The sequence below is a fragment of the Paenibacillus sp. PK1-4R genome (assembly GCF_030369595.1).
Lineage (GTDB): Bacteria > Bacillota > Bacilli > Paenibacillales > Paenibacillaceae > Paenibacillus.
This window is the reverse complement of the sequence record NZ_CP126535.1, coordinates 2,008,917-2,024,890: the sequence shown is the minus strand read 5'-3', so window position 1 is coordinate 2,024,890 and position 15,974 is coordinate 2,008,917. Positions and strand designations below refer to the sequence as shown.

Annotated in this window: 19 protein-coding genes; 2 read left to right on the top strand and 17 right to left on the bottom strand. The window is 45.7% G+C overall.

Annotation, left to right across the window (positions count from 1 at the left end; translation table 11 throughout):
* Positions 1-67: 67 nt before the first annotated feature.
* The 8 genes from QNO02_RS08865 to QNO02_RS08830 all read right to left on the bottom strand — a co-directional run bounded on the left by QNO02_RS08865 (position 68) and on the right by QNO02_RS08830 (position 7,447).
* Positions 68-1,069 carry an HRDC domain-containing protein gene (locus tag QNO02_RS08865; protein WP_289391837.1) on the bottom strand — a complete coding sequence of 334 codons (1,002 nt, stop codon included), beginning with the start codon at positions 1,067-1,069 and terminating at the stop codon, positions 68-70.
* A gap of 177 nt (positions 1,070-1,246) precedes the next feature.
* Entirely contained in the window at positions 1,247-2,125 is an 879-nt protein-coding gene (locus QNO02_RS08860; protein WP_017689617.1) for an ROK family protein, read from the bottom strand.
* Between the two features lie 72 nt (positions 2,126-2,197).
* Positions 2,198-2,884 (bottom strand): MOSC domain-containing protein, encoded by a 687-nt coding sequence (locus QNO02_RS08855; RefSeq protein ID WP_289391836.1) that lies wholly within the window; start codon positions 2,882-2,884, stop codon positions 2,198-2,200.
* Positions 2,885-2,915: 31 nt separating this feature from the next.
* Positions 2,916-4,031 (bottom strand): phosphodiester glycosidase family protein, encoded by a 1,116-nt coding sequence (locus QNO02_RS08850; protein ID WP_289391835.1) that lies wholly within the window; start codon positions 4,029-4,031, stop codon positions 2,916-2,918.
* Positions 4,028-4,921 carry a 5'-3' exonuclease gene (locus QNO02_RS08845; RefSeq protein ID WP_289391834.1) on the bottom strand — a complete coding sequence of 298 codons (894 nt, stop codon included), beginning with the start codon at positions 4,919-4,921 and terminating at the stop codon, positions 4,028-4,030. The genes QNO02_RS08850 and QNO02_RS08845 overlap by 4 nt, the downstream gene beginning before the upstream one ends.
* A gap of 192 nt (positions 4,922-5,113) precedes the next feature.
* Positions 5,114-5,479, bottom strand: a complete 366-nt coding sequence (locus tag QNO02_RS08840; protein ID WP_017689621.1) for an arsenate reductase family protein — start codon at positions 5,477-5,479, stop codon at positions 5,114-5,116.
* Between the two features lie 412 nt (positions 5,480-5,891).
* Positions 5,892-6,875: an RluA family pseudouridine synthase gene (locus QNO02_RS08835; RefSeq protein ID WP_289391833.1), complete on the bottom strand. Its 984-nt coding sequence runs from the start codon at positions 6,873-6,875 to the stop codon at positions 5,892-5,894.
* Complete coding sequence (locus QNO02_RS08830; RefSeq protein ID WP_036610088.1) at positions 6,872-7,447, bottom strand: cob(I)yrinic acid a,c-diamide adenosyltransferase; 576 nt, start codon at positions 7,445-7,447, stop codon at positions 6,872-6,874. The genes QNO02_RS08835 and QNO02_RS08830 overlap by 4 nt, the downstream gene beginning before the upstream one ends.
* A gap of 148 nt (positions 7,448-7,595) precedes the next feature.
* On the opposite strand from QNO02_RS08830, the gene QNO02_RS08825 reads away from it, so the two are divergent.
* Positions 7,596-8,207, top strand: a complete 612-nt coding sequence (locus QNO02_RS08825; RefSeq protein ID WP_091014720.1) for a DedA family protein — start codon at positions 7,596-7,598, stop codon at positions 8,205-8,207.
* An 85-nt stretch (positions 8,208-8,292) separates the two neighbouring features.
* Here QNO02_RS08825 and QNO02_RS08820 read toward each other — a convergent pair whose 3' ends face one another.
* From QNO02_RS08820 to QNO02_RS08790, 7 genes are all read right to left on the bottom strand, one after another.
* Complete coding sequence (locus QNO02_RS08820; protein ID WP_017689625.1) at positions 8,293-8,835, bottom strand: bifunctional adenosylcobinamide kinase/adenosylcobinamide-phosphate guanylyltransferase; 543 nt, start codon at positions 8,833-8,835, stop codon at positions 8,293-8,295.
* A gap of 37 nt (positions 8,836-8,872) precedes the next feature.
* Positions 8,873-9,424, bottom strand: coding sequence for a type 2 periplasmic-binding domain-containing protein (locus tag QNO02_RS08815; protein WP_017689626.1), 552 nt, complete (start codon positions 9,422-9,424; stop codon positions 8,873-8,875).
* A 168-nt stretch (positions 9,425-9,592) separates the two neighbouring features.
* A complete protein-coding gene (locus tag QNO02_RS08810) occupies positions 9,593-9,814 on the bottom strand; it encodes an aspartyl-phosphate phosphatase Spo0E family protein (RefSeq protein WP_176872852.1) in 222 nt (73 codons plus the stop codon).
* 188 nt (positions 9,815-10,002) lie between these two features.
* Positions 10,003-11,211: an aminotransferase class I/II-fold pyridoxal phosphate-dependent enzyme gene (locus tag QNO02_RS08805; protein WP_036610094.1), complete on the bottom strand. Its 1,209-nt coding sequence runs from the start codon at positions 11,209-11,211 to the stop codon at positions 10,003-10,005.
* A 13-nt stretch (positions 11,212-11,224) separates the two neighbouring features.
* Positions 11,225-11,725, bottom strand: a complete 501-nt coding sequence (locus tag QNO02_RS08800; protein WP_024628343.1) for an Lrp/AsnC family transcriptional regulator — start codon at positions 11,723-11,725, stop codon at positions 11,225-11,227.
* 160 nt (positions 11,726-11,885) lie between these two features.
* A complete protein-coding gene (locus QNO02_RS08795; RefSeq protein WP_249911269.1) occupies positions 11,886-12,281 on the bottom strand; it encodes a spore coat protein in 396 nt (131 codons plus the stop codon).
* 45 nt (positions 12,282-12,326) lie between these two features.
* Positions 12,327-12,560 (bottom strand): hypothetical protein, encoded by a 234-nt coding sequence (locus QNO02_RS08790; protein ID WP_091032761.1) that lies wholly within the window; start codon positions 12,558-12,560, stop codon positions 12,327-12,329.
* Between the two features lie 97 nt (positions 12,561-12,657).
* Here QNO02_RS08790 and QNO02_RS08785 point away from each other — a divergent pair, with 97 nt between their 5' ends.
* Positions 12,658-13,878, top strand: coding sequence for an NAD(P)/FAD-dependent oxidoreductase (locus QNO02_RS08785; RefSeq protein ID WP_091032763.1), 1,221 nt, complete (start codon positions 12,658-12,660; stop codon positions 13,876-13,878).
* Positions 13,879-13,973: 95 nt separating this feature from the next.
* Here the strand turns inward: QNO02_RS08785 and QNO02_RS08780 are convergent, their stop codons facing one another.
* Entirely contained in the window at positions 13,974-15,188 is a 1,215-nt protein-coding gene (locus tag QNO02_RS08780) for an MFS transporter (RefSeq protein WP_289391832.1), read from the bottom strand.
* Between the two features lie 130 nt (positions 15,189-15,318).
* Positions 15,319-15,885 carry a hypothetical protein gene (locus QNO02_RS08775; protein WP_133384124.1) on the bottom strand — a complete coding sequence of 189 codons (567 nt, stop codon included), beginning with the start codon at positions 15,883-15,885 and terminating at the stop codon, positions 15,319-15,321.
* Positions 15,886-15,974 lie beyond the last annotated feature (89 nt).

The following is a 15,974-nucleotide window of genomic DNA, read 5'->3' as shown; positions in this document are numbered from 1 at the left end:
TGGTATGAAATAACAAAGACGAAGCGCTCCTCCGGGAAAAACGCCTCGTCTTTTTTCATTCTAATCATTAACCAACATTCTTCTCTGTCTCTGCGTGCCGACGGAAGCGGATTCGAATCATGCGCAGTCTTTCATAGACCTGCTCCAGACTTCCTCCATCGGGTTTCTCTCCTCCATACACCTTATGTAATACTGGCTTCAGGAACGTATCTCCCAGCTCCTCATACGCACTCCATACGGCCTCTTGTTCGTTCTCTGGCATCACTGCCAACTCCACATCAAGAAGACAATCGGTGTCATAACCTTCGTGATCCAGTGCCTCTAACAGCTCAACCAACTCGCGTCGAGATAATCCGGATCGATTAACAATCTCCTCTAACGTATACCCTTCCTTCATGCCTTCAAGCACCTGCTTACGCGTGGTGAACTTATCAAGTTCCTGCTTGTACTTCTGCTCTCTCTGCTTGTATAACCAACTCTCATACTCTTCTTCCTTCAGCGCCGTGTATACCCAGTCCAGCGGGAATGTCGTTGAACGCTCCAACCCGTTTGTAATCTCCATCCATTCCGTACCATACTCAGTTGCTTTGCTCTCTCCTACGCCCGGCAGTTGCATCAGTTCATCCAGCGATTGCGGAACAAAGGCACTAATCAAACGCAGCAGACGATTGGTTGCAATAAAATACGGTGCCTTCCGGTCAGACACAGCTCTCTTCCTGCGCCATGTGCAAAGATCCGTATATAATTGCTCATTGCCGTATAACTCACTGTAACAATGGAGGCGCTGTCCACCATAACTGCGTGACTTCAGATCATCATTCTCATGAAATAACCCCTGCAACTGCGGTCGATACCCCTCACTCATCTGTATGGCAAGCTGATGACGGTAAATATGAAGCAGCTCCTCCCAAGAAGTCCCTTCATACCAGATGCTGTCCTCACGCTCTCCTTCCTCGTAGCGACTCCATCCCAGCTGCCAACTATCTTCCTCTTCCCCAACCCATAACTGTGCATACTCTGCATTCTGATCTGACATTCTGGACAATCTGTTCATGAAAATGACTTCCATTTTCGTTCCCTCCCTTTGAATATTCAGCTTATACGAGTTAGAGATACTACCTATAGGCAGCACAAAAAAAACACCCCTCCTGCAAAATCCATGCAAGAGAGGTGCTTCCTCATTAACCGTACTATGCTGTTGCCCATATCATACCACAATGGTAAAATTCGTCAATCCCTTATTGCTCTACTTATTCAATGCCAATTTGGCAAGCGCCAGCGAACCACACAGCCCTGCATTGTCGCCAAGTCCTGGTGAGACAACATACTGGTCAATCTCGGATTGAAGTGCCGGATGCTGAACGTACCCTGCCAGCAACTCCTGCAGTTTGCTACGAACCATCGGGAACAGGTGCTCCTGCTTCATTACTCCGCCACCCATGACAATTTTCTGCGGAGAGAGAATCAGAACATAATTCATCAGTGCGTGTGCCAAGTAATGTGCTTCGATCTCCCAAGCTTTATGATCTGCAGGCAGTTCATAAGCCGGTTGCTCCCAACGTTTGTTAATGGCTGGTCCTGCTGCAAGGCCTTCGAGGCAGTCACCATGATACGGACAGAAACCTTCGTATGTATCCTCCGGATGTCTGCGTACAATGATATGTCCCATCTCTGGATGTGACAATCCATGGACCATTTTACCGCCAACCACAGCACCTGCACCAATACCTGTACCCACAGTGATATACAGACAGCTCTCAAGACCTTGTGCAGCGCCCCAGGTTGCTTCTCCAAGTGCCGCACCATTCACATCCGTATCAAATGTCATCGGTACATCAAAATGCTCCTTGAGCTTGCCAATCACGTTATACTGTCCCCAATGTGGTTTTGGTGTTGTTGTGATATAGCCATATGTTGGGCTTCCTTCAATCGGATCAATCGGACCGAATGAACCTACACCCAGAGCTTCAATGCCTTTGCCTTCAAAAAATGAAATCACTTGAGCCATTGTCTCTTCCGGTGTTGTTGTTGGAAAACTTACGCGTTCCAGAACTTCTCCGTTTTCTGTGCCAATACCACATACAAATTTGGTTCCGCCTGCTTCAATTGCGCCTAAGATCGTCATGTTAGTCACACTCCCAAGTTAGTTTAAAAAGGAATTCGAATTGCTTTACTTGATGACACTATAATTACCCTGCTACTTGTTCTCCAGCTTGGACAATCGTTTCATTAACGTTTGCCTCCAGCTGTCTGACAGTGCAGGAATGGCCAGCAAGGCCTGAATACCTTCGACATTTTCTTTCCCCTGATGCATAATTCGATTGGCTTCAAGAACCGTCATTAAGGCTGGATCGGTGCTGATCCGTCGAAATATCGATGAAGGCCCTACCTCACCTTCTTGCAGTACGCGAAAGTAAAAGCCAGTATATCCACTCTCCTGAAAATAAACAGGCAGCTCCTTATAGTCATACCTCGCACCCAGCTTGAAGCAAGGTTGTCTGGGCTGACTGACCTGCACTGTGGCTTCGCCCAACTCGTACACATCACCAATCCGGACGTCTTCTTCGGCACAGCCTTCAACCGTCAGATTTTCTCCACAAGCTCCCCAGTTCAGCTTGCGATCCATCAGTTGTTCCAGCGCCGGATAACGACTGTAATCGTATACACAAACGGCTTTGTCAGGGCCGCCATGATGCACCAGATCCGCCTGCGCGTCCCCTGTCATTCCAGTGAATGACAGGAAAACCGCGTCGGATACAGGATGTTTCACAATGCCGCTCAGCACTTCACGCTTCTGCCCAGGGAGCGGCTGCGGCAGTCCTACATTAATGGCCAGAACAGCTGTATTGCCCTCCTCTGGCTTTCGATCAGATGTGAGTGTCATTTGGCATCATACCTCCCATAATCACTTTCTTTTAACGCACAGAGCCGCCAAATACGAGTGTATTACTCAAGAGCCGACCTGGAGAAGTCAGCATTTTGCCCCCGGCATACATGCCTGAGGATGCACCACCATCCAGATTCATGGCCTGTTTGGCACCAAGCTTCTGCATCACCGCTGCCCACTCCTTGATTGTTGCTCCGGAAACGGTAGCCAGCATAACAGAACCGTCTGCCATGATCGCAATACCACTTCTGGCTCCGGAAGCATTAAGAATCTTGGCATCCTTGAAACCTTCGCTCGTCGGATTTACAGCTACCTTGCCGTCTTTCACCAGACGGGGTCCTGCCCCAACAGCAGTCACTACATCTTGCCAAGGGATCTCTTTGCCTGCTGCGTTCGTATACTTATAATTCATTTCTACGGTCGAACCAACGGTGAAACGATCCGAAGAAGACTTCTGATTACCTGTGAAGACCAATACCGAGCCATTCTTAGGAATCGCTACATTTGTATTGGGCACTTTTTTGGTCACGATACCTTTCTCCATGACAACCGCAGTGCCACCTTTGAACCCGACTGTGGCACCTCGTTCAGGCGTATACAGCATTGTTATGCTCGCGTTCGCTGAAGGTGTTCGATTAATAAAGGTTGCATACCAACTCCGTGATTTACCTTTTGTATCCATCACTTTACCTGTCAAACTCACCTGAAGTGAATCCATGATCGCCGAGCCGTCTTCCTTAAATCCGATGGATGTTCCGTATCTTCCAATATGTATGACCTTACCATTTGCTATTAACATGCCGTATGGATCTGGCGCTCCGTTGTATGCTTCAAAAAATGCTCCGTTAATGGCTGCTTGTGCACCATAGGCTTTCACAATCGATGGCAATGTTGCCGTCTGGCCAACTTGCTTCTTCGCGAGTCCCACAGTAACCGGTGTCCCCTTCGGAATCGAAACGGTCTGCACGGTAAAATTACGTCCTGCTGCTTTTACTTTCTGTACTTTGGTGCTAATTGCTGCTTTGGCATCCACTGTCTGTGGCGCACTTACTGCTCCCGAAAGAATTACGGGCAAGGCCAGGACGAGGGCCATAGCCCCTGTCCACCACTTTTTGCCTGTTCGTACGTTCTGCTTGTTGCTCACCCTATTGCCACTCCCATCCAAGAGCCAAGGCTCTTCATCTCAAGTTGTTCAAACTTGTCCATCACCATATCCGGATCAAGACGCAATTCACAGGTATCCAGCGCACAGGCAACCGGAACAGCACAATGAATCTCTGCCAGTTTGCGGGACAGATGAAGCATGTCCAGATCATTCTCAATCTTGTTACGCACCGAAGGGGTCAGTTTATCCATGTTGCTCAAAATCCCTTCAATGGAGCCGTATTCCTGTACAAGCTTCAACGCTGTTTTCTCACCAATTCCCCGCACTCCGGGATAATTGTCGCTGGCATCTCCCATCAGACCCTTCATGTCAATCACTTGACGAGGTGTCAATTGTTTCTCTGCCATGAGCGTTTCAGGATTATACACCATGTAGTTGCCATGGCCTTTTTTCATAATAATGATACTTGTGCGGTCATTGATCAGTTGCAACATGTCGTGGTCACCCGTCAGTACCATAACATTCATATCGGTCTCTTCGGTATAATACTTCGCAAGCGTCCCGATACAATCGTCGGCTTCGAATCCTTGTGCACCTATATTCGGAATACCCAGGCTATCCATCACTTCACGAATCAGGGCAAACTGGGGAATCAGATCATCCGGAGCTTCGGCCCGGTTGCCTTTGTAGGCTGCATATTCTTCACCGCGGAACGTCTTACCGCCCATATCCCAACAACATACGACATGACTTGGCCCAAAAGTCTGAACCGCATCCCAGAAATAACGGATAAATCCGTAGACTGCGTTGGTAGGCAATCCTGCCTTTGTACGTCTGATATATCCGCTTGCAGATGTCGCATAAAAAGCACGGAACAACACCGCCATACCGTCTACCAGCAACAAAGTAGGTTCATTACGTTGATTCACTTGAATTTGTTCTCTCCTATCTAAATCTAGCATATAAAATATCGAAACTAATTCTATCATTATAGCATAGTTCCGCCAACCATCGTTCAGCCAAAAAAGCCCTGAATTTTTGAACATTCAGAGCCCATTAAGTGTTAGTTCATTCGACAATCATAACAATCATCGAATGACCGATCCCACCAAAAATCTATTTTACGCGTTATTCCATTCCTGCTCGTACGTTTCTTCCTTGAATCCAACCGTCACCTTTTCTCCATCCGTAACGATCGGACGTTTGATCAGACGACCATTGGAAGCCAGTAAACGAATCTGTTCATCAGCTGACATGCCCGGAAGCTTGTCCTTCAGTTGTTGTTCTTTGTACACTTCCCCGCTCGTATTAAAGAACTTTTTCACTTCCAGTCCGCTCTTTTGGATGAGTTCTGTTAGTTCAGATTCTGAAGGCGGTGAGTCAAAAATAGGGATTAACTCCAGCTCATGTCCTTGAGCTTCAAGCCATTTTACAGCTTTGCGGCATGTGCCGCATTTGGCATATTGATATACTTTTAAGTTACTCATGGTATGTGTTCCTCCTGTGGCTCCGGTGTGGCTCCGGTTTCGACTTCTCGCTTCCCTTGGTTTGCTTCGCAAATCCAAAAGTCGCTCCAAATCGATACCATCGCCATGTAATTTTACTGACTTTTGCGAATGAGATCAAAAACACACATTCGGCTATATTTTTTGGATCAAAATCTTACAGCTTTTATATCCTTAAAAGCTTTTGAGATTTGAATTTTTGAAATATTTAACATGAAATTGGTAAACATCAATACATTAAACCATGAAACCGTAAGATTAGCCTACGGCATGTTGTTCGGGTGCATTAAGCCCCCCTCACATGGAATAGCCAATCATTGTTGCTCCCAAGCAGGACGGGCCGTGCAAGAGAATGCGACATAGGGTGCAGAACTAAGAGTCCCGTCGCAGCTTCCTACAGTTCTTCTCTGGGAGCTGCCTCATCATTCAAACGCTGCTCCAGCGCGGCCATATCTGCTGGAAAAGGAGCCTGGAACGTTATTCGTTCCTGTAGAATCGGATGTTCAAACGTCAACTCACAGGCGTGTAAGGCCTGGCGTCCGATCCAGCTGTCCCGTTCTTCTCGAACAGCCATGGTCTGCTCATCGATCTCGTGTACAGGTAGTGTCTTGTACATTCGATCACCGATTAATGGACAGCCGATGGACGTCATATGTACCCTGATCTGATGGGTTCTGCCACTTTCCAGCTTGAGGCTTATCGCACTAGCTCTGCCTTCTGCCCAACGTGTTAAGGTCGTGTACAACGTTCTTGCAGCGTAACCATCAGGTGTAACGATTCGGCGGTGCGGCTCTTCAGGATCACGATCAATCGGGCCATCCACTGCGCCCTGTTCCGGGACAGGGCTGCCGTGCACAAGTGCAATATATTTCTTATCCACTGTCCCTGCAATCATCTGTTCAGAGACATGCTGATGGACATAAGGATTCTTGGCTATCGCCAGCACTCCTGACGTTTCCTGATCAAGTCGATGAATCGGTCTGAACCGGAAGCGCTCGCCCTTGGATTTCCAATAATGAACAACGCCATTTGCCAAAGTACCCGTGTAATGTCCATGTGTCGGATGAACGATGATGCCCGCGTCCTTGTTAACAATAAGCAAGTGCTCATCTTCATACAGAACGGTAAATGGAATAGGTTCAGGCAAAATATCATCCGATTCCTCTTGCTCCATCCGAACTTCAACGACATCACCCGCAGCCACCTTGACGCTAATATAAACGCGCTCTCCATTTAGCATGACACCTTGTTCAGTCAGCTTAATTTTAGACAAAAGCTTACGCGACACCAGCAACCGGCGCTGAAGCACGGTCTTCAGCAGCCAGCCATCTTCTTGTTCGGTCACCGTGTAGACAATCGGCGAATAATATTGGCTCATTCTTTGCGGCGGAATACTTTTTTGCTCCGCACATATTCAATATCCGCCACCTGTTGTCTCGCGTTGGCCGTCCGTGCAACCACGAAGAAGTAATCAGACAGTCGGTTTAGATACCGTCGTACAGACGGATTAATATCTGTATGTTGTCCAAGTGTTACCGTGCGACGCTCTGCGCGACGACATACAGTACGGCACACATGAAGAGCAGAAGACAGCTGACTGCCACCAGGAATAATGAATCGTTCCACTTTTGGATTCTCTGCATCATACTGGTCGATCCATTGTTCCAAACGTGTGACCATTTCATCTCTCACCTTATATTTGGTCTCACTAATCTTCACAAAGGCCAGATCCGACCCACAATCAAACAGTTCCTGCTGAACTTCCAGAAGATGCTCACGCAGATCTTCAAATTCCCCTTGAGCAGAGTCAATAAGGCTGATCGCCTGGCCTACAAAACAGTTCAATTCATCAATCGTGCCATAAGCCTCAACCCGATCATCATCCTTGATGACGCGTCCACCGATGACCGAAGTCTGTCCTTCGTCACCTGTTCGTGTATATATGCCCATCGTTATCCCTCCAATTGGTAATATAATAATGAATACGGGAATGCCATTTTTTCAGAAACCCGTCTATCGCTTTACACGTATATAAGAATTGGTGTGCTCTGCCGAGTATACGACAAATCGAAGGAAACCAAAAGTAAAGGAGACGATTATGCAAAATTGGATAACCGATTTCATGGAACAATACGGCTACATAGGCATTGCACTCATTATTGCTCTTGAGAACGTATTTCCCCCGATTCCATCCGAAATCATTCTGCCGTTTGGCGGATTCATGACCACCTATACCAGTCTCACTCTTCCAGGAGTTATTATCGCCGCAACCATTGGATCCGTCCTTGGTGCTGTTCTCCTGTATGGTATTGGTCTACTCATTGACGTCGAACGCCTTGAGAAAATTGTGGAACGCTGGGGACATGTTCTGCGCATCAAAAAAGAGGATATTCACCGTGTCGATGCATGGTTTGACAAATATGGCATGTGGACCGTATTGTTCTGCCGAATGGTTCCCCTCGTCCGTAGTCTTATCTCCATTCCCGCAGGCATGTCCAATATGAAATTTGGTTTATTCCTTCTCTTTACAACCATTGGTACATTGATCTGGAATGTCATTCTGGTCTGCGTTGGTGCTGCGCTTGGCGCATCATGGGAGAGCATTTTGCACTTCATGGACGTCTATTCCATTGTAGTGTACGTCATTCTGGCCATCATTGTCATCGGATGTATCATCTGGTGGATCAGACGTAGCAAAAAGCAGAAATAAAAAGGATAACTTAATAAATAAAGCCTCCTCGTCACCAATTCGTGGTTAAGGAGGCTTCTTTATGTCACCCGTTTATGTCATCTCGCTATCGTTCATCTTCATTTCGCATGCCCTGACTCTTAAGATCGATAGCCAGACCAGATACCAGCAAGTACATCTTTTCAGCATGTATCTGCAACATCCGATTAACCGAAGCCATTCTCGCTGTAAATATTCGTTCTTCCTCGGTAGGATGCAATGTGCCATGCATTTCATTGGTAATCACAAGCAACTTCCCCTGATAAGACAATAAAGCATCAAGCAAAAGCTGTGTCTCTGAACGCTGATGATCCAGATCCTCTGTTGCCCTGAAACCGGCAGCCATCCAGGAGGTCAGACTGTCTACAATTACAATTCGCTGATCCGCCAAAAACAGATTGGATTCCCGATTAATCTGGGTGATCACCTCTGTCAGATGCTGACCGTTCCCGGCATGAATGGCACGATAATGAGCGGATGGCAATTCGGGAATAACGGGATCATGATCACCAGTGGATAAATATACACCCTCCCGGCTAATTCCGGCTGCGTACTTGAGGGCAAACCGGGTTTTACCACTACCTATGCCGCCTGTGACCGTAATCAGCAATCCGCTTCCCTCCTTCCATAGCCATTCTGAATTTTCTTTACTCTGTCAGCGCCTTCAGCACTTTTTTGGATTCTTCGACATTGGAAGATGACACTGGAATGGTGGCGAACAAATTGCTCGCAGCATATTCTACATCTTTAAACATTTTCATATCTTCGAGTGGAATGCCGTAAAGATGTGATTCTTGCTTGAGATCTGAACCTCCATCTCCTTCACCCTTCTCTACCAATACTCCACCCTCAAATACACCCCGTTCAAACTTCTTCGGATCAAAAGTATCATCCAGCGGAACATTGGAGCCATTACTTCCGTATTGTTTCATGTCGGACTCAGGCAAAATGAAAATATCATGTCCTCCAGCCGCATATTCTACCATAATTTTCTGAACATCATACATTGCACTGGTAATCACTTCCACCTTGGGTTCCTCACCCAGTTTCTGTTGCAGATTGGCCTGTAACTGCTCTGAGATTACAGATGGATTTCCTTGGTTATCAATGATGAATATGGAAAAACCATCTTTACCTCCACAACCAGCAAGCAGAAAAACGATAGAAATGATTGCAGTAAGCCCCCAAAATCTCTTCATTCCAGTTCCCCCTTTAGTCTCCTATGTCCAATATATCACAATTGTTCCACGCAAAAAAATAACCTAGTTTATCGGGGGATCACCTTGCCTTTTCACACAAAAAAAGAAGACCTTCTCAGGTCTCCCTTTCTAATTCAATTAATGAAACGTTTCACTCCAGCATAAACGTTATTTTCCTTTAATCGGGTTAGCCTTCATATATTCATTAATCTTTAAATCCAGCAAACTGCTGATTTCAATTACAATATCGGATGTGAATGATTTCTCTTCGAGGAAGATCTGTTCCATCTTGCGACGAAGCATATGAATTTCATCTTCCAAGGAAATGTCATGCAAAGATGCGTTATCGGGTTTCACCGACCATCGGTCGCCATGATCGCCTTCTGCCAGATAGTGCCCACGATTCGTCGGTAAATCATATTCAACACAAAACAAAGCTAACCCCTCCTTGGAAAAATGGTTTCCAAATTTATGAAAACTTATTTCAAATTGAAATTATATCACATTATTTTGTAAAAGAAAGTTATTTTTTTCCAATAATGAAAATGTCACATTTGTAAAAAGATTCTACTTTAGTATTAACCCTCTTTTTGCAGTTTGTAAACAAAGTTTCCGATTCGTTCCAAAGCTTCATTTAATTGGGTTACGGAAGTAGCATAAGAACAACGCAAGAAGCCTTCACCCTGAGGGCCAAAAACATTGCCCGGAACAGCAGCCACTTTATTCTCCGTTAACAATCGTTCAGCAAACAGGTCGGAACTCATACCCGTCTTTTGAATGCTTGGGAATGCATAGAATGCTCCCTGAGGTTCATGACAATCAAGTCCAATATCCCTGAAGCCCTGCACAATTAAACGTCTACGCTGATTATACGATTCTACCATCCGATCTTTCTCACCCAAACCATTTGTCAACGCCTCAAGTGCAGCAACCTGACCCATGGCCGGCGCACACATTACCGTATACTGATGGATTTTGAGCATGGCTGCAATAAGCTCAGGATGACCACACATGTAACCGATCCGCCAACCTGTCATTGCAAAAGCCTTCGAAAATCCGCTTACGAGAATGGTCCGCTCCTTCATGTCAGGGATAGCTGCAAAACTAACATGTTTTTGCGTATACGTCAATTCAGCGTAAATTTCATCCGCGATCACAATCAGATCATGCTTTTTAATCACTTCAGCAATAGGCAGCCACTCTTCATACGTCATGATGGCTCCAGTGGGATTACTCGGATAACACAGAATAACCACTTTCGACTTCGGCGTGATGCCAGCTTCAAGTGCTTCGGCCGTTAACTTGAACTGATCTTTCGCGTAGGTTTCAACACCAACCGGTATACCGCCACCGATTGAAGCGATGGGTGAATAAGCCACGTACGAAGGTTCAGGAATGAGAATCTCGTCGCCAGGTACGATTAATGCTCGCAAAGCCAAGTCAATCGCTTCACTGCCACCCACGGTAACAATAATCTCATCCTTGGGATCGTATTTGGTATCAAACTGAGTATCCAGATATTCACTGATGGCTTCTCTCAACTTCGGCATACCTGCGTTGGATGTGTAACTGGTCATACCTCTTTCCAGCGAGTATACACAAGCTTCACGCATATGCCAAGGTGTAACAAAATCAGGTTCACCCACACCCAATGTGATAATATCCTTGTTGTCTCCAACCAGATCAAAAAATTTACGAATTCCGGATGGAGGTATCTGCTGCACGAGGGGTGCCAGATAAGATGTCATTTTCTTGTTGTTCCCGGTTGTCTGTTCATTCACTATCATGACACATCTTCCTTTACGGCGAGATCATGAGACGGTTGTCTTCCTGATGGTCTTCAAAAATAATCCCGTCCTGCTTATATTTTTTAAGAATAAAATTCGTTTTGGTTGAAAGTACAGAGTCTATCGGAGACAGTTTCTCTGACACAAAATTAGCGACTTCACGCAGGTTGCCACCTTCCACTTCAACGAGCAGATCGTATGCACCAGACATGAGATATACGGACTTCACTTGCGGATAGAGATAAATGCGTTCGGCAATCCCTTCAAAACCACGACCACGCTCCGGCGTGATCTGCACCTCAATCAGGGCCGTTACTTTCTCATCATCTATTTTGCTCCAGTTCACGACGGTTGCGTATTTTACGATAACGTGGTCTTGTTCTAGCTGTGCCACGGCGTTCTTAATCTTGTCTTCCGACTCCCCCAGCAGCGTCGACAGCAGTGCGGGAGTCCTTCTCGCGTCTTCCTTCAGCAGATCCAGAACTTTTAATTGCAGATCGTTCAAATCTTTCATGGTTTTCCCTCCAGCATCATCCAGGTTCCTGAAAATGAATTAATACTTATATTACATGAATTTGACGTTGATGCATAGACAAAAGACCGCCTGCCCTGAATTCAGGCAAGCGGTGGTATGGTCCTGGAACGTTAGGTGCTTCAAACCTCTTTTGCAAAGGTTACATGTAATAAGGGTTACCGTTATTCGGTTGATGCTGAGGCACATTAGGAGCTTGGCTATATGAACTGTTCTGTGTATTCTTTTCCTGAATGAATTGCTGACACTTTTGTTGGGTCTGGTGGGCGGACTGAATTTGCTTGTCCACATCCTGACGAAGTGCCTTGGATGAGACAGAATACATGTTGTTTTGCTGCATCAGATTGAACAGTTCCCCTTGTAATCTTAGGGTATCGTTCGTCAGATCTGTGAACATTCGACGTGTCATGGGGCAGGAAGCTTCCGTTGTCGCAGTTGTATATTCGCGTGAGGTTCGTCTTAAATCTGCAAGAATCGACTTCAGCAGATCCTGCTCCTGCATAAAATTTCCACCAGATGACAAAGATTGAGTGTACACGTATTTTCCTCCTATACTTTGAAATAACTTGTCATGTTTTGAACTTTACTGTGATTGCGCTGGTGCAAGAGATTGATGTTGCTGTAACGTATTGACAAGAGTATTCAGATGCTGCTCATGTGAGCGAACATAATGATTCAGCGCCTGTTGAATTTGCGGATTATGTGTGATGGAGGCTGTGGCTGCACATTGTTTGATTAACATTTCCTCATTGGAAATTGAATCCGCAATATAGTTCAGTTCCTTGGGGCTCAGTGCTTGCATTTGTGAGTTTTGCATGTATATCTGACCTCCTTAATCTAAAGTTATTGCGAATTTATTGTTACCCTAACCTGAAAAAGTATACTTCAACTATATTCAACAGAGGTGATCAATTATGGAACTTATTAACGGAAAAACATTTTGGCCAACTACCTTTGCTTCCCATCCCCATTATCCTGTTTTGCAAGAAAACCTGTCCTGTGATTGTCTAATCATCGGTGGTGGAATGGGAGGCGCGTTGTCTGCTAAGCTTTTGACGGATCAGGGGATTGACACCGTTGTTATTGACAAAAGAGATATCGGTTATGGCAGTAGTATGGCAAATACGGGCCTGCTCCAATATACGAATGACAAAACGCTCACCTCTTGTATCCAGACATTTGGAGAAGAACGTGGTGTTCGATTCTACGAATTATGCCGGGATGCCATGCACCATCTCGAAAAAATTTCATCGAAGCTTGAGATAGATCCTTGGTTTGTGCCTCGCACAAGTCTCTATTGTGCCAGTCACGAGGAAGATGTATCGTTGCTGGAGGAAGAATATCGTAACCTGAAACATTATGGATTTGATGTGGAGCTGTGGGATCAGGAAAAAATTAGTGCATTATTCCCGTTCAGCAAACGTGCTGCATTATACACAAGCGGGGATGCTGAGGTTAATCCGTATCGTTTGGTTCACTCACTATTCCACTCAGCCTCACGTCAAGGAGCAAGAGTCTATGCTCATAGTGAATTCACCCATTGTGATTATGATGAAAATGGTGTCCTATGTTACACACCTCTTGGCACTGTACGTGCCAAACATGTTATTTTCTCAACAGGCTATGAAACACAAGAAATTAAAAAGGATAGAGGCGCATACCTTCAAAGCACCTATGCTATCGCTACCAAGCCACTACAGGATCTCAGCAGCTGGTACAAGCAATGCATGATATGGGAGACCGAACGACCTTATCTATATATGCGCACAACTCCAGACGGAAGAATTATTGCAGGTGGACTTGATGAGAATCGTCCTCGAGAAGAACAACGGGCTATCAAGGCGGTTCATAAAGGTGAGATTTTGTTACAAAAGATTGCCGAGTATTTCCCATTACCTGATCTCGAAGTCGATTACGCTTGGGAGGCTGTCTTTGGAAGCACCCATGATGGTCTTCCGTTAATCGGTCCACACCCAGACTATCCGAATTCGTACTTTGTAGAAGGGTATGGAGGTAACGGGACCGTATACAGTATGATTGCTGCTTCCTTAATTGTGGATGCCATTACGGGCAAACAAAACCCTGATATGGATCTGTTCTCTCTCACACGTACAAGTAAACCATCTCCTGTATAACCAACAACTGAACCAATACAACTACAAACAGGGTACAGCACACGGAAAGTTCTCTTTTCCCGCCGCTGTACCCTGTCTATATATTGGGAAGCCTGCTAAGCCGAGGGCTCTTGCCCTTCCGTTTGGTTCAATAACTTGCGCATAAAGATCCATCCAATTAGCGGAGAAGCACCGAGGACAATAATAAGCCAGGTTAACATGCGTAGAGACGGAGCATTTAAGACTGTCACAATAAATATGACCAACCCACATAGTCTGCCAAGCATCAGGCATAACTCTCTCAAAACGACAAGTTCAACCCTTTTCTCCACATTTTCGCCACTTGTGCCCATCATGTCGAATCCCGCTGATATCATCGGTAGTACATATAACGGCATCGCAACAGCACTCCCAATCCCCATGATTAACAGCGTTCCATAGGTCACTTTCCAGAGAAGAGGAAGAAGCACAACGAGCAGAATGAGGGCTCCGATGAACATGCCTTTTGATCTATACTGTGGTTTGAACCATTTCCCAGCTGCCCAATAACTTACTAGTGCCACAGCTGAAGTGATGAGTGAGAACTGCCCCAATTTGTACTCCTGTGCGGTAGCCAAATATACAAGCAGTGCAATCAGGAAGGCAAAGACACCTTCACGGGCACCCTGAGCGAATAACCCCAAGCCTAAGGTCCTCCAGGGACTATCCCGCTTGGATATCTGTATCCAAGGTTCTGACCAGCGGTATGTACCGCTCACCTTTCTTTTTTTCAGAAAAAAACTGAAAACTACCGCTATGACATAAATAACGAGTGATACCGTGAAGATGAGCCGATATCCTGTGTTGTCTGTCATGCGAGTAATAATCAGACCGGAGAACCATGGACCTATAATTCCGGTCATCGAACCAAGTAACCCAACCCAGCCATTGAATAGATCCCTGTTTTCCAGATCCGTTATTTCAAAATACACAACATTAAATGCGATCCAGAATAGCCCCAGGGAACAACCCAGTAGTATACCCAGAGGCCATATCCAGTCTACAGCTTTGGAACCAGCCCAGAGGACTATCATATAAAATATGCCGGACAGCGCAGTACCTAATCGTAGTGCACTCATTTTATTGTGTTCCTTGACCCATTTGCCAGCAAGCCAGAATGTCAGTCCAATGGACAGTTGCTGGCTGAGAGTGAACCACCCCAACATGGCATAATCCGGACGGCTTTTCCACAGAAACACATTCAAAAAGGTTCCCGACAACGCTCCGGCTAACGCAAACAATCCATTCACGCCCAAAAGCAGAATGGATTGTCGGCCTAAAGTAATCTTCATCTGCTCCTCCTTCATCCACCTGAAGTGAATTGTGTACAGGTAGGTCTTAGGGTTAACGTGCCCCAAGCAAGAGGAAAACATGATGAATCTTCAGGATTGCTATGAAATTGGTTAGAATCTTCCGAAATGTTTATTCCTGCGTACTCAGGTTCTTGATCAGACGCAGACGATCTTCCTCAGACAGACTGTATTGAACTTGGAAACATCCCGAACATACATAGGTCAATACTTTAAACGGTGGTGACAATAGTGATCCTTCGCCTGAAGCTGCGTTAGCAACTGGCATGAAGTTATCCTGCGTTGTAGCTTGCGTACCTGCGAGAATCATGAATTCCCGGCAATTCGGGCACTCAGGCACTTCTTCCTGATGATCAAGTTGCTTCTGAACACCTTGTTCATACTGAATGAGGTCATTACCTTCATCCGCATATTTGGTCAACGTTCGCAACTCCGGCAATTTGAGTTCAACTTCATCCCCCCACAGATCTGAAAGATCCGTAGTCTGCTCCTCATCCTTTACATCATCCACATCATAGATGTCGTCCTCAGCTTCATCGTTCTCTTCGTCACCGATGTTAATGTTGAGCGTTCGATATCCCTTTAATTCATTGTGGCAGTATGGACACTCTTCTTCAGGACCGAGTTCCTCATCCCATACAATTTCCGTGTGACACCAAGGGCATATTGTTGTTTCCATATTGAATCAACCTCTCTCTTCAAATCATCATGTATTCATTACATAGATCACACCGATGGCAAAAAACACGATCGATGCCGCAAACAGAA

Excerpts from the sequence above, each read along its gene's own strand:
- QNO02_RS08775 (WP_133384124.1), bottom strand. The coding sequence starts at position 15,885 with ATGGAAACAACAATATGCCCTTGGTGTCACACGGAAATTGTATGGGAT.
- QNO02_RS08790 (WP_091032761.1), bottom strand. The coding sequence starts at position 12,560 with ATGCAAAACTCACAAATGCAAGCACTGAGCCCCAAGGAACTGAACTAT.
- QNO02_RS08835 (WP_289391833.1), bottom strand. The coding sequence starts at position 6,875 with ATGAGCCAATATTATTCGCCGATTGTCTACACGGTGACCGAACAAGAA.
- QNO02_RS08825 (WP_091014720.1), top strand. The coding sequence starts at position 7,596 with ATGCAAAATTGGATAACCGATTTCATGGAACAATACGGCTACATAGGC.
- QNO02_RS08780 (WP_289391832.1), bottom strand. The coding sequence starts at position 15,188 with ATGAAGATTACTTTAGGCCGACAATCCATTCTGCTTTTGGGCGTGAAT.
- QNO02_RS08800 (WP_024628343.1), bottom strand. The coding sequence starts at position 11,725 with ATGAAAGATTTGAACGATCTGCAATTAAAAGTTCTGGATCTGCTGAAG.
- QNO02_RS08865 (WP_289391837.1), bottom strand. The coding sequence starts at position 1,069 with ATGGAAGTCATTTTCATGAACAGATTGTCCAGAATGTCAGATCAGAAT.
- QNO02_RS08805 (WP_036610094.1), bottom strand. The coding sequence starts at position 11,211 with ATGATAGTGAATGAACAGACAACCGGGAACAACAAGAAAATGACATCT.
- QNO02_RS08855 (WP_289391836.1), bottom strand. The coding sequence starts at position 2,884 with ATGACACTCACATCTGATCGAAAGCCAGAGGAGGGCAATACAGCTGTT.
- QNO02_RS08815 (WP_017689626.1), bottom strand. The coding sequence starts at position 9,424 with ATGAAGAGATTTTGGGGGCTTACTGCAATCATTTCTATCGTTTTTCTG.
- QNO02_RS08840 (WP_017689621.1), bottom strand. The coding sequence starts at position 5,479 with ATGAGTAACTTAAAAGTATATCAATATGCCAAATGCGGCACATGCCGC.
- QNO02_RS08860 (WP_017689617.1), bottom strand. The coding sequence starts at position 2,125 with ATGACGATCTTAGGCGCAATTGAAGCAGGCGGAACCAAATTTGTATGT.
- QNO02_RS08830 (WP_036610088.1), bottom strand. The coding sequence starts at position 7,447 with ATGGGCATATATACACGAACAGGTGACGAAGGACAGACTTCGGTCATC.
- QNO02_RS08785 (WP_091032763.1), top strand. The coding sequence starts at position 12,658 with ATGGAACTTATTAACGGAAAAACATTTTGGCCAACTACCTTTGCTTCC.